General features: G+C 61.4%; 11 protein-coding genes. 1 reads left to right on the plus strand and 10 read right to left on the minus strand.

What is annotated here, in order from left to right; all coding sequences use genetic code 11:
* Positions 1-166 precede the first annotated feature (166 nt).
* The 10 genes from iolB to AGR7B_RS22305 form a co-directional block, all read right to left on the minus strand.
* Positions 167-979 (minus strand): 5-deoxy-glucuronate isomerase, encoded by an 813-nt coding sequence (gene iolB / locus AGR7B_RS22260; protein WP_080857918.1) that lies wholly within the window; start codon positions 977-979, stop codon positions 167-169.
* Positions 980-1169: 190 nt separating this feature from the next.
* Positions 1170-2078, minus strand: coding sequence for a myo-inosose-2 dehydratase (gene iolE, locus AGR7B_RS22265; protein WP_080857919.1), 909 nt, complete (start codon positions 2076-2078; stop codon positions 1170-1172).
* A 1-nt stretch (position 2079) separates the two neighbouring features.
* A complete protein-coding gene (gene iolD / locus AGR7B_RS22270) occupies positions 2080-3906 on the minus strand; it encodes a 3D-(3,5/4)-trihydroxycyclohexane-1,2-dione acylhydrolase (decyclizing) (RefSeq protein ID WP_080857920.1) in 1827 nt (608 codons plus the stop codon).
* Positions 3903-5819 carry a bifunctional 5-dehydro-2-deoxygluconokinase/5-dehydro-2-deoxyphosphogluconate aldolase gene (locus tag AGR7B_RS22275; RefSeq protein ID WP_080857921.1) on the minus strand — a complete coding sequence of 639 codons (1917 nt, stop codon included), beginning with the start codon at positions 5817-5819 and terminating at the stop codon, positions 3903-3905. The genes iolD and AGR7B_RS22275 overlap by 4 nt, the downstream gene beginning before the upstream one ends.
* Before the next feature lie 208 nt (positions 5820-6027).
* Entirely contained in the window at positions 6028-6843 is an 816-nt protein-coding gene (locus tag AGR7B_RS22280; RefSeq protein ID WP_080857922.1) for a MurR/RpiR family transcriptional regulator, read from the minus strand.
* A gap of 275 nt (positions 6844-7118) precedes the next feature.
* Positions 7119-7835: an ABC transporter ATP-binding protein gene (locus AGR7B_RS22285; protein ID WP_080857923.1), complete on the minus strand. Its 717-nt coding sequence runs from the start codon at positions 7833-7835 to the stop codon at positions 7119-7121.
* The gene (locus tag AGR7B_RS22290; protein WP_080857924.1) at positions 7816-8580 is read right to left on the minus strand and encodes an ABC transporter ATP-binding protein; all 765 of its coding nucleotides are present in this window, start codon (positions 8578-8580) and stop codon (positions 7816-7818) included. The genes AGR7B_RS22285 and AGR7B_RS22290 overlap by 20 nt, the downstream gene beginning before the upstream one ends.
* Complete coding sequence (locus AGR7B_RS22295; protein ID WP_080857925.1) at positions 8577-9584, minus strand: branched-chain amino acid ABC transporter permease; 1008 nt, start codon at positions 9582-9584, stop codon at positions 8577-8579. The genes AGR7B_RS22290 and AGR7B_RS22295 overlap by 4 nt, the downstream gene beginning before the upstream one ends.
* A gap of 1 nt (position 9585) precedes the next feature.
* Positions 9586-10449: a branched-chain amino acid ABC transporter permease gene (locus tag AGR7B_RS22300; RefSeq protein ID WP_003519826.1), complete on the minus strand. Its 864-nt coding sequence runs from the start codon at positions 10447-10449 to the stop codon at positions 9586-9588.
* 89 nt (positions 10450-10538) lie between these two features.
* Complete coding sequence (locus AGR7B_RS22305; RefSeq protein ID WP_080857926.1) at positions 10539-11711, minus strand: ABC transporter substrate-binding protein; 1173 nt, start codon at positions 11709-11711, stop codon at positions 10539-10541.
* A 377-nt stretch (positions 11712-12088) separates the two neighbouring features.
* On the opposite strand from AGR7B_RS22305, the gene AGR7B_RS22310 reads away from it, so the two are divergent.
* Positions 12089-12460 carry a hypothetical protein gene (locus AGR7B_RS22310; protein ID WP_080857927.1) on the plus strand — a complete coding sequence of 124 codons (372 nt, stop codon included), beginning with the start codon at positions 12089-12091 and terminating at the stop codon, positions 12458-12460.
* The last annotated feature ends 2 nt before the right edge of the window (positions 12461-12462 follow it).

Consider the following 12462-nt stretch of genomic DNA (forward strand, 5'->3'; position numbering starts at 1 on the left):
AGTCGAGAAGTACCTCCGCAGACCCCTCATTCCTGTGCCTGTCACAGGAATCCAGCCGACGCGCGTCGCGCGACGGAAAGACTCCTTTCAGCCCAAGGACTTGGGCTGGCTGTATCCCTGTGACAAGCACAGGGATGAGGAGGCGGCGGTGTTTGCCTGAAATGCCTTACGGATTATCCCGCTTGAAAATCCAGTCGTGATCCGGGTGGTTCTTGAACCGCCATTTGCGCATCGGCCCCGCCATCACGTTCAGATAGTACATCTCATAACCATAGGGCGCGCCGCAGGGGTGGTGGCCCTTTGGCACCAGCACGACATCGCCGTCCGACACCGCCATGGTCTCATCCAGCGAACCGTCTTCGGTGAAGACGCGCTGGAAGCCGAAACCCTGCGCCGGGTTGAGGCGATGATAATAGGTCTCCTCCAGATAGGTCATATCGGGATAGTTATCCTCATCATGCCGGTGCGGCGGATAGGAGGACCAGTTGCCCGACGGCGTGAAGACTTCCGTTACCAGCAGGCTGTCGGCCACATCGCGCTCTTCCATGGCGATGGGGAAGATGTAACGCGTATTGGCGCCCTTGCCACGCTCGGTCAGCTGCACGCCATTCGGGCCGATCTGCTGCGCCTCGCGGCTGCCTTTTTCGCCGGGTGCGGTGCAGACACCGATGGTGCAATCCGTTGTGGCGGTCAGCGACCATTCGGAGCCGGCCGGAACATAAACGCAATGCGGCGGCTTGCGCTCGAACACATTCATGCGGTCGCCGAGTTCACCGAAGTCCTTACCGCCTGCGGAAATCGTCGCCTTGCCTTCCACCAGCACGAGGATGACTTCCGTATCGCCGGTGTTTTCCGCCGCCGTCTCGCCCGGCTTCAGGCGGTAGAGGCCGAAACCGACATAACCCCAATCCGCGCTTTGGGGCGTGATATCGTGCACCTTGCCGCTGGTCGCGACCGGCTTGCGCAGAAGTGAGGTCATGGTGGTGTTCCTTTTTGGTCAGTCGTTCGTCGGTTCTTGCCATCTCGTCACCCCGGCCTTGAGCCGGGGTCCAGCCGACGCGCGTCCGCGCGGCGGGGACAACTCTTTTCAGCCCAAGGACTTGGGCTGGCTGGATACCGGCTCAAGGCCGGTATGACGGGCGGGGTATGCCGCCCGTTATCGGTTCAGTTCAAGCAGCCTGAGCCTTGTCCAGCCCTGCCTCGCGCGCAAAAGCCTTCAGCGATTTCAGCCCGAGGCTCTGATATTCGAACGGGTTGCGCACGTCAGGGTCCTGTTCCGCCTCGATCACCAGCCAGCCGCTGTAACCATGCTCGGCCGCCACCTTCAGCACCGGCGGGAAGTTCACGCCGCCTTCGCTGTCGCCGGGAACGGTGAACACGCCGCGGCGCACGCCTTCGAGGAAGGAGAGCCGCTCACCCCGAACCTGATCGGCAATGGCAGGGCGCACATTCTTGGCATGGATATGGCCGACACGACCCATGTATTTCTGCGCAACGCGCACGGGATCGCCGCCGCCGAACAGGCAATGGCCGGTATCGAGCAGCAGATGCGTCTTCGGGCCGGTGTGTTTCATCAGGAGATCTATTTCCTCTTCGCTCTCGACCACCGTTCCCATGTGGTGGTGATAAACGAGGGTGATACCCTGTTCTGCGGCAAAGGCGGCCAGGGCCTCGACGCCCGCGCCGAATTTCGCCCAGTCCCCGGCCGCAAGGCGCGGACGGTCGACCAGCGCCTTGTTGTCATCGCCATGGATGGCATTGGAGGTCTCGCAGACGATGATGACCTTCGAGCCCATGGCTTTCAGCAGGTCAAGCGCCGGCTGCATCGCCTTCTTTTCGGACTCGATGTCGTCGGTCAGAAGGTTCAGCGAATGCCAGCCGGAGACGAAGGAGAGGCCGCGCGGCGAAAGCACGCCCTTCAGGCCTTCCGCCTCAGTCGGGAACTTGTGGCCCTTCTCGATGCCGTCAAAACCGATCTTGGCGGTTTCATCGAGGCATTGTTCGAGGCTGATATGCGCGCCCAGCGTGCGGTCGTCGTCGTTGGACCAGGCAATCGGGTTGGTTCCGTAACGGATCATCTTACTGTCTTTCCTTGACATGGTTTTCATAACGGACGCGGGCCGGGCCGATTTCGGCGCGGTCGGAAACTTCTGGCACCGCGACATCCCACCAGTGACCGCCGGCCTGCGGCGTCGGGTAAGGGTCGGTATCGATAACGATGACGGTGGTGCGGCTGGAGGCACGGGCTGCCGCAAGCGCCTCTTCCAGCTCGGTAATGGTGGAAACCTTGCGCGCATCCGCCCCCATCGAGCCTGCATGGGCCACGAAATCGATGGCGATCGGGTTGACGTTGGTGTGGGCGTAGAGATTGTTGAACTCCGCGCCGCCGGTTTCCATCTGCAGCCGGTTGATGCAGCCGTAACCGCGATTGTCGGTGATGACGAGCGTGATCTTCACGCCCATGGCAACCGAGGTCGCAAGCTCGGAATTCATCATCATGTAGGAACCGTCGCCGACCATGACGATCACGTCGCGGTCCGGTTCCGCCATCTTGATGCCGAGGCCGCCGGCCACTTCATAACCCATGCAGGAGAAGCCGTATTCCATGTGATAGGAGAGCGGCAGCTTGGATTTCCACAGCTGGTGAAGCTCGCCCGGCATGGTGCCGGCCGCGCACATGACGACGGTATTGTCACGCGACTGGCGCTGCACCGCGCCGATGACCTGCATGTCGGTGGGCAGGCTGTTGGCGTTGTCCTCGCCCGGCGCCGCCGTATCGGCATCGGCCTTTTTAAACCACGCCGTCTTGAGGCCGGCGTCCGGCGCGGCAAAACGGTGGCTGCCGAGTGCTGCGGAGAGCTTTTCAAGCCCGATCTTCGCATCCGCCGTCAGGCTGATCGCATCGTGCTTGGCGCTGTCATAGGGCTGAACGTTAAGCGCCAGGATTTTGCGGTTCGGGTTCTTGAACAGCGCCCAGGAGCCGGTGGTGAAATCCTGAAAACGGGTGCCGACACCGAAGACCAGATCGGCCTTTTCGCTGATGATATTGGCGCTCTCCGCTCCGGTCACGCCAACGGGGCCGAAATTCAGATCATGGTCCCAGGCGAGGGCCGATTTACCGGCCTGCGTTTCGACGACGGGAATGGAATGGGTTTCGGCAAAGCGCTTCAGGGTTTCGGTTGCGCCGGCAAAATGCACGCCGCCACCGGCAACGATGATCGGGTTCTTCGCCGCCTTGAGCGCAGCGACGGCTTCATCGAATTCCACCACATCCGGCTCGGGGCGGCGCTGGCGCCAGACACGCTTTTCGAAGAAGCTGACAGGGTAATCATAGGCCTCCGCCTGCACATCCTGGCAAAAGGCGAGCGTGACGGGGCCGCAATCGGCCGGGTCCGTCATGGTGCGCATGGCGCGGGGAAGCGCTGTCAGCAACTGTTCCGGCCGCATGATGCGGTCGAAATAACGGCTGACGGGGCGGAAGCAGTCATTCACCGTCATCGTGCCATCGCCGAAATCTTCGAGCTGCTGGAGGACGGGATCGGGCCCACGATTGGCGAAGACGTCGCCGGGGATCAACAGCACCGGCAGGCGGTTGACATGGGCAAGGGCTGCCGCCGTTACCATATTGGCGGCACCTGGGCCGATGGAGGAGGTGACCGCCATGGCGCGGCGGCGGCGCAGCTGCTTCGAATAGGCGATGGCCGCATGGGCCATGGATTGCTCGTTCTGGCCGCGATAGGTCGGCAGTTCGTCGCGGATACCATAAAGCGCTTCGCCGATGCCGGCGACATTGCCATGGCCGAAAATGGCCCACATGCCGGCGATATAGGTTTCGCCATGTTCATTCATCTGCGCTGCCAGGTAACGAACCATGGCCTGCGCAGCCGTCAATCTGATTGTCTTCACGCTGCCTCTCCCTTTTTGGCGCGCGCCTCATCCCAAATGCGGCACAGGCTGGTATAGCGCTGCGCCATATCCCTGACCGCTTCCTCATCGGTCATCTTGCCACCGAGCCAGCTGCGGGCGGCATCCGCGAAAATCGTGCGGCCAACGGCGAAACCTTTGACCAGATCGAAAGCGGCGGCAAGGCGGAAGCTCTCTTCCAACTCGCTTTGCGGTGCGTCGAGACCGAGAACGACGATGCCCCGAACGTAAGGATCGTTGCGATGCACGGCGTCGCAGGCGTTTTTCCACGCGGCACGGGTCTTCATCGGCTCCAGCTTCCACCAGTCGGGATAGACGCCGATCTCGTAAAAGCGCTCGATGATGCGGGCGGCGGTGAGATCGTCGGTCGGGCCGACCTTGGAGGGAATGACCTCCAGCAGCATTTCCAGCCGGTTGCGGCGTGTCGCCTGGAACAGACGCATGACCGTCTCTTCCTGCGCGGCGCGCATCTCATCCGTATCGTCGGGATGATAGAAACACAGAACCTTGACGACATTTTCAAGCGGCCATTCGGAAAGACCGCCGAAATCCTTGCCGAGATCCGGTTCCAGCGTCAGTGGGCGCGAACCCGGCCATTCCACCGGGCGGCCGATCCAGAGGCCCGAGCCGCTGGCGGCAAACAGGGCGTCACGTCCGAGACGGCCATCGCAGAGAATGCCGTAACCCGGCCTGTCGCCGGCAACATGCTGTGCGGCCTGAAGGCAGAGTTTCTTGAAAGCGCCGATCTGCTCGTGCTTGACGCCAAGCTCGTCGGCGATGGCTTCCAGCTGCATGCGGTGATCGAAGGCGAAGACGCGCATCGTGTCCCAGTCGCCCTTGCGGTTGGTCGACCAATGCACCTGCTCCAGCGCCTCGTCCTTGCGAAGCGCCTTGTTGCGAATGCCTGCCTTGAAGAAATATTGCAGCTCTTCCCAGCTTGGATAGGCGGGCGTGCAGCCATGGCGGGAGACGGCGAAGGCGCCGCAGGCATTGGCATATTTCAGCGTCGTCGGCCAGTCTTCGCCGCGCAGCCAGCCGCGGAACAGCCCAGCCATGAAGCCATCGCCGGCACCGAGAACGTTGAAGACCTCGATCGGGAAACCCTCGCCAGTCTCGCCATCGTCGAGGCTGGAAGGAATTTCACCGGCGAAAACCGAAGCGCCCATCGGCCCGCGCTTGCACACCAGCGTCGCGTTCGAAACCTTGCGCACGGCGTTCAGCGCGGTCAGCGTATCGGTGGAGCCGCCGGCGATGTGGAACTCCTCCTCCGTGCCGACGATCAGATCGAAGAGATGCAGGGTGGATTGCAGCTTGGCGGTCACCTTCTGCGATTCGACGAAACGGCTCTCGCCATCGCCGTGACCGGCCACACCCCAGAGATTGGGGCGGTAATCGATATCGAGCGCGGTCTTCGCGCCATTTTCGCGGGCGAGTTTCAGCGCCTTCAGCACGGCCGCTTCCGTCTTCGGATGTGACAGATGCGTGCCGGTGGCGCAGATGCAGCCGGCCTCGGCAATGAAGGCTGGATCGATGTCGTCTTCGCTGAGCGCCATGTCGGCGCAGTTTTCGCGATAGAAGATCAGCGGGAACTGGTTCTGGTCACGAATGCCGAGCAGCACCAGCGCGGTCAGCCGCTCCGGATCGGTCTTCACACCGCGCACATCGACGCCTTCGCGCACCAGCTGTTCACGGATGAAGCGGCCCATATGCTCATCGCCGACACGGGTGATGACGGCGCTGTTGAGCCCGAGGCGCGCAGCGCCGGCTGCGATATTGGTGGGAGAGCCGCCGATATATTTGGCAAAGGAGGCCATGTCCTCCAGACGGCCGCCGACCTGCGAACCGTATAGATCGACAGACGAGCGCCCGATCGTGATGAGATCAAGTTTTTTCAAAAGGTTCCTCCTTAGCACCGCACCTCGGTACGGTCTGCCTCACATGTCTGGAGCGGCATTCAGGCGATGATCGCCCGCATCTTTCGCCATCCCGCTCCGATGAGCCTCCTCCGCTCATTTTCGTTCGTCACGAGACGGACGATTATGGAATGCCCGTTTCATGGATTTGGATCATAAATTCTATTTTTTCCGTTTTCAATAAAAATATTCAGGCTGTTTTGCGAGTTCCCACAGCCACGGCCAGCGTAATGGCCAGACAGAGCGTGGCGGAAAGCGAGCGGAATGCGCCGAAATCGATCTCGGTGACGGTCAGCAGCGTCGCGCCGGATTTCCGCAGCGGATTGACGGCGGAATCGGAGAGCGCCACGACCGGAATACCGTCAGCGCGGGCGTTTTCCGCCAGCTCCAGCGTTTCTGCGGAATAGGGAGAAAAGGTGATCGCGATCAGCGCGTCGTCGCGGGAAATGGCGCTGATATTGCCGAGCCCGCCGACCGCACTGTGCAGAACCGCCGGCACCTTCATCTTCTCGAAGGCGTAAGCGAGATAGCTGGCAATGGGGAAGGAGCGCCGCAGACCGATGATATGCACGGTGCGCGCCTTCGCCAGCGCCGAAACCGCCTCGTCAAGCTGGCGGGTATCGACCGATTTCAGCAGCATTTCCAGCGAGGAACGGCCGGCCTCCACGAATTCGGCAAGCAGGCCCGATGCGCTTTCATCGCCCTTCTCCCGCAGATGGTCGAGTCGCGTGGCATAATCCGGCCAGCCGCCGACATAGGAATCGCGGAACAGCCGCTGCATTTCCGAAAAGCCGGAAAAGCCCATGATCTGGCAAAAACGCATGAAGGCCGAGGGCTGCACGCCCGCCCCTTCCGCCATTTCAGCGACGGTGGAAACGGCGATGCGATCCTGATTGGAAGCGACATAATCGGCGCATTGCCGCAATCGTTTCGGCAAACCCTCCGCGACCTGGAGCAGCCGCTCCTCAAAAGCCTTTACGGATTCTGGCGCCTCGATTGCCGTCATTGTCGTTCCTTTGTGCAGACTGAAATCGTGTGCACTTTAACTGCAGTGGAATTTTTATTCCATTGGGTTTTTTGAGGAAGGGCAAATGAGACGGCGGGGGGCTTTGTGTGATCGCTCACCCTCCGTCATTCCGGCCTTGAGCCGGAATCCAGCCGGCGCGCGTCTGCGCGGCGCGAAGTGTCTTTTCACCCCAAGGACTTGGGGTGGCTGGATACCGGCTCAAGGCCGGTATGACGGAGATTGTATATATGAACGCGCAACGGCGATGCGTTGGCTCAATGCAGCCCGCCAACCCCAAGATGCGTATCGATAATATCCGGGTTCTCCGCAAGGTCGCTCGACGGCCCTTCCCAGACGATGCGGCCGCGTTCCATGATGATGGCGTGGTCGGCGAAGTCGATGGCCATCTGGATGCGCTGTTCGACGAGGAGAATGGTCATTTCACCCGATTGCGCCAGTTTGGAGAAGGCGGCCATCAGCTCCTCGCAGATGACGGGGGCAAGGCCTTCGAGCGGTTCGTCGAGAAGCAGCACCCGCGGTTGGCCGAGAATGGTGCGGGCGGTGGAAAGCATTTGCTGTTCGCCGCCTGAAAGTTGCGAGCCGAGATTGCGGCGGCGCTCTTTCAGGCGCGGAAACAGCGTGTAGGCTTCCTCGATGGCCGATTTCGGCCGGGCCTTGAGGCCGACGAACAGGTTTTCCTCGACGGTGAGGGTGGAAAACACATCCCGCGTCTGCGGCACATAGCCGAGGCCGGCTTTGGCGCGGGCGGCGCTCGGCAGGGCGGCGATGTCCTGCCCGCCGATGCGGATATCGCCGGCAAAGCGTTTCGTCTGGCCGGCCAGCGTGGCGAAGAGGCTGGTCTTGCCGACGCCGTTGCGGCCGAGAACCGCGAAACGCGAGCCCGACGGCACGGAAAGCGACAGGCCCTCGATGACGCGGGTGGGGCCATAACCGGCGGTGAGGTTGACGATTTCAAGCGGCGCTGCGGGCATCGGCGTAACTTCCCAGATAGGCTTGGCGGACTTCCGCATTGCTGGTGACGTCTTCAGGTGAACCGTCGAAGATGACGGCGCCGGCTGCCAGAACGACGACGCGTTTGGCGAAACGGAAGACCAGATCCATGTCGTGCTCGATCATCAGGATCGCGAGATCGGCCGGCAGCCGGTCGAGCGCCTGTTCGATGCGCGCGGTTTCCGTGGAAGGCACGCCGGCGGCCGGTTCGTCCAGCAAAAGGATTTTCGGGCGAAGCGCCATGGCAAGCGCGATCTCGATCAGCCGCTGCTGGCCATAGGCGATTTCGCGCACCTTTGTTTCGGCCAGGGCCGTGAGGCCAAGTGTGCCGAGAATATCGCGGGCTTCGCTCATCACCGCAGGCATGGCGCGGTAACGGCCGAAAATCCGGCCCGTCCTGCCTTCGCGCTGGAGAATGGCGAGCGCCACATGTTCCTCGGGCGTCATGTCCTGAAACAGCCGGGTGACCTGGAAGGAGCGGACGAGGCCGCGCTTCACCCGCTGGCTGGCGCTGAGGCCGGTCACGTCCTCACCGGCGATGCGCACCGTGCCGGCCGAGGGCTTGATATTGCCGGTGACGAGATTGACGAAGGTGGTCTTGCCGGCGCCATTGGGGCCGATCAGCACCGTGCGGTCTCCCGGCGACAGCGACAGCGAGACATTGTTGGTGACGACGAGGCCGCCGAAATTTTTCTTGAGGCCGGAGACTTCGAAAATGGCGCTCATTTGCGACCTCCACGGATGCGCGCAATGATCTGCTCACTCGCGCCATAAAGCCCGCGCGGCGCAAAAAGCACGACGGCGATCAGCAGCAGGCCGACAATGGTGAGCCAGTGGAACGGATTGGCGGCGGAAACGACATCTTCGAACCACATGAAGGTGACGGTGCCGATCAGCGCGCCGTAAAGCGAACCCGCGCCGCCGAGCACCAGCATGACCAGCGCTTCGGCCGAAAGCGTGAAGCTGAGGCTATCGAGACCGACGACCTGGGTGGAGATGGCATTCAGCGCACCGCCAATGCCGGCGACGATGCCCGATATGACGAACATCTTTAAAATCGTGCCGTTGACGGCGCCGCCCATGGCCTGAATGCGGATGCTGTCCTGCTTGACGCCGCGGCACAACATGCCGAAGGGCGAATTGACCACGACCCTGAGGGCGAGGAAGACGACGAGCAGCAGACAGACGCCGTAAATATAGGCGGTGCGGCCGAAAAGGTCGAATTCGAAGGTGCCGAACAGCGCGTCCGGGGAAACGCCGGCAAGACCGTCGCTGCCGCCCGTCCAGCCCGATGCCTTGTTGGCAGCCTCATGGAACAGGTGGATGACGGCGATGGAAAGAACGAGCTGCGGCAGGCCGTGGGCGCGCAAGAGAACCGTGCCGGAGACCAGCCCGGCAACGCCGCCCGCGCCTGCGCCGATCACGGTCATCAGCAGCGGATCGGTAATCTCGAAATGGGCGGCGGCGATGCCGGCGGCATAGGCGCCTGCGCCGAACAGCGCGGCGTGGCCGAGCGTGGCGACGCCGCAATAGCCGGTAACGAGATCGATCGACAGCACGAGAAGCGCGATGGCGATGATACGGGTCAGAAGCGCCAGATTATCCGGAAACAGGTAATAACCGGCAATGGCGGCGATAATGATGAGGAGCGGCCCCGCAAGCGCGCGCAGCGGCGAGCGCGCCTTCGGGATTTCTGCCGTTTCAGTCACGTCGTTCATGAGCACCGCCATCTCATTTCGCCCTTCCGAGAAGGCCGCGCGGGAACAGCGTGATGATCACGATGACCGCCAGGTAAAAGAAGAATTCGCCATATTCGGGCGCGAGATACCGCCCGGTCGTATCGATGGCGCCGAGCAGCAGGCAGGCGATCAGCGCGCCGGGAATGGAGCCCGCGCCACCGACCGAGACCACCACGAGGAAGGTCACCATATAACGCAGCGCATAATAGGGTTCGACCGGCAGCAATTCCGCGCCGATGACGCCGCCCATGGCGGCAAGGCCGACGGCGATGGCGAAGCTGACGGCATAGATGACCTCGGTGCGAACGCCGAGTGCGGCCGCCATGGCGGCGTTATCGACAGCAGCGCGCAGCTTGATGCCGAAAGCGGTCTTTTCGAAGGTGAACCACAATGCGCCGGCAACAGCCAGACCGCAGGCAATGGCGAAGATGCGGTGGGTGGCGATGGTGCGGAAGCCGAGATCGGTGGGGCCGGCCAGCTGCTGCGGCAGCGGAATGGTCTTCAGCGTCGGGCCGAAGACGAAATTGGCGATGCCGATGATGCAAAACGTGATGCCGATGGTCATCAGCACCTGTGTCAGCTCCGGCGCGCCATAGATGCGGCGATAGAGAAAACGCTCAAGCGGTATGGCGATGACGATGGTGCCGACGATGGCGACGAGGATCGCCACGGCATAACCGAGGCCGAGGCCATGGGCGGCATAGGAGGCGAGATAACCGCCGATCATGGCGAAGGCGCCATGCGCCAGATTGACCACCCGCATCAGCCCCATCGTCACCGAAAGGCCGATAGAGATGATGAACAGGACCATGCCATAGGCAAGCGCATCGACAAGGATGCTGAAGACCGTCTGCATGCTGAAAAACCCTCCCGGTGCTGCAATGCCCATCCGGGCCGGAGACGGGCCGCTATTGGCGGCCCGACAACGTCTTTTAAATGCTGCCGTTACTTCGCGGCGGCGAGGCCCGGATCGCCCTGTTTTTCGAAGGTCTGGACTTCCTTGTTGTAATAATTGCCGTCATCGCCCTTGGCCACTTCGCGCAGGTAGATATTCTGCGTGATGTGGCGGCTTTCCGGATCGATGCTGACAGGGCCGCGCGGGCTTGTCCAGGAAAGACCCTTCACCGCGTCTACTGCCTTTTCCGCATCCTGTTTGCCGCCGGTGGCCTCGATCATCTTGCTGATGACATACATGCCGTCAAAGGCGCCGATGGAAGGGAAGGAGAGCTCCTTCGGGTTGCCGATCGCCTTGGCGGCGGCCTCCACGAAGGTCTTGTTCTCAGGGGAATCATGCGAGACGGCGTAATGGAAGGTCGTCTGCATGCCGAGCGCGGCTTCCCCGAGCGCCGGCAGGTCGGATTCCTGCGTCAGATCGCCCGGTGCGAAGAGCTTGACGCCTGCGGATTTCAGGCCGTTATCGTTGAAGGCCTTGACGAAGCCGAGCGTGGTCGGGCCCGACGGCAGGAAGGCGAAGACGCCCTGCGCGCCGGAATCCTTCACGCGCTGCATGATCGGGCTGAAATCATTGGTGGAAAGCGGCATGCGAATGCTTTCGACAACCTCGCCGCCGGCGGCGGTGAAGGCCGCCTTGAAGGCGTTCTCGGCATCGACGCCCGGACCATAATCGCTGACCAGCGAAATGACCTTCTTCACGCCGCCATCAAAGGCCACCTTGGCGATGGGGGTGGAGGTCTGCCAGGTGGTGAACGAGGTGCGCACCACATAGGGGCTCTTGGTCACGATGGCCGAAGTGGCGGCATTCATGATGACCATCGGCACATTGCCCTGCTTCAGCAAAGGCGTGACGGCCATGGCGTCGGGGGTGAAATAGAAGCCGGCGAGATATTGTACGCCTTCCTTCACCACCAGTTCCTGCGCCAGCGCCTTGGACTGCGCCGGATCGGCCTGCGGCACATCGCGATAGACGACCTCTACCGTATCGTCGCCGACCTTGTTGCCGTGCAGCGCGAACCAGGCATCGATGCCGGCCTTGAAGTTCTTGCCCTGCAGCGCGAAGGGGCCGGAGAACGGACCGACCACGCCCACCTTGATTGTATCGGCATAAGCGGCAGTACTGAAGCAGATGGCCGCGATGGCGGCGGTGATCCGTAATTTCATGATTTCCTCCCAATTGATCCGTGGCTCCCATCCACCGATCCAGACTGCCAGATTGATGAGTGCGGTGGCCAAAGTAAAATGAAATAAGGGGGGTGATAAATAACCTGACGGTTATCAATACCCGTCTCGCCGGGTTTGTCTCATGTAAGATCGCACAATAGTGATCATCCCGTGATTCTCAATGTATAGCGCCGCCGCAGCCATCACGACCGGTGTTTTCGCGGCACGTGGTATCGAAATGCTTCCTCATGAAAACCAGCTTTTGTGACATGTTTCGAAAATGACGGTCATACCCGCGCAAGCCTCGTGCCTTAACCAGTTCTAAGGGGATTGTTTGTAGCCTCGCGAAGCATATTGTGAACTTTATTTGGTGTCTGATGGGCGAATATCAAAATAGAGTTGTTGAGTTGATGCGAGATCGCCTTGGCGAAAGTATACTCAACAATAAGATCGAGCGCCGCGAAGCATTTCTTCGCAAGGCGCTGGCGCTGTATCACGTCATGGGCGGAGACGCGCAAGGCATGCACGCTGCGGCGGAGGATGCGATCAACCTGCAAAAGCCGAGTGTCGATGTCGCTATTGGCGACGTGATGCATGAGCTGGCAGCAATCGGTCACGTTGCCGATCTTGATATTATCCAAGCCGGGTACAACAAGCTTGATGCCGCCAATATGCATATTCTAAGCAAGGGCAAGAGGCTTTTGCAGAAGCAGCGGGACCAAAAACTCGCGAGCACGGCGGGAAAATAGGC

Origin of the sequence: Agrobacterium deltaense RV3 (assembly GCF_900013505.1) — a bacterium.
Lineage (GTDB): Bacteria > Pseudomonadota > Alphaproteobacteria > Rhizobiales > Rhizobiaceae > Agrobacterium > Agrobacterium leguminum.

Bases quoted from the DNA above. Each gene is read 5' to 3' on its own strand.
- iolB (WP_080857918.1), bottom strand. From the start codon at position 979: ATGACCTCACTTCTGCGCAAGCCGGTCGCGACCAGCGGCAAGGTGCAC.
- iolE (WP_080857919.1), bottom strand. From the start codon at position 2,078: ATGATCCGTTACGGAACCAACCCGATTGCCTGGTCCAACGACGACGAC.
- AGR7B_RS22280 (WP_080857922.1), bottom strand. From the start codon at position 6,843: ATGACGGCAATCGAGGCGCCAGAATCCGTAAAGGCTTTTGAGGAGCGG.
- AGR7B_RS22285 (WP_080857923.1), bottom strand. From the start codon at position 7,835: ATGCCCGCAGCGCCGCTTGAAATCGTCAACCTCACCGCCGGTTATGGC.
- AGR7B_RS22290 (WP_080857924.1), bottom strand. From the start codon at position 8,580: ATGAGCGCCATTTTCGAAGTCTCCGGCCTCAAGAAAAATTTCGGCGGC.
- AGR7B_RS22295 (WP_080857925.1), bottom strand. From the start codon at position 9,584: ATGGCGGTGCTCATGAACGACGTGACTGAAACGGCAGAAATCCCGAAG.
- AGR7B_RS22300 (WP_003519826.1), bottom strand. From the start codon at position 10,449: ATGCAGACGGTCTTCAGCATCCTTGTCGATGCGCTTGCCTATGGCATG.
- AGR7B_RS22305 (WP_080857926.1), bottom strand. From the start codon at position 11,711: ATGAAATTACGGATCACCGCCGCCATCGCGGCCATCTGCTTCAGTACT.
- AGR7B_RS22310 (WP_080857927.1), top strand. From the start codon at position 12,089: ATGGGCGAATATCAAAATAGAGTTGTTGAGTTGATGCGAGATCGCCTT.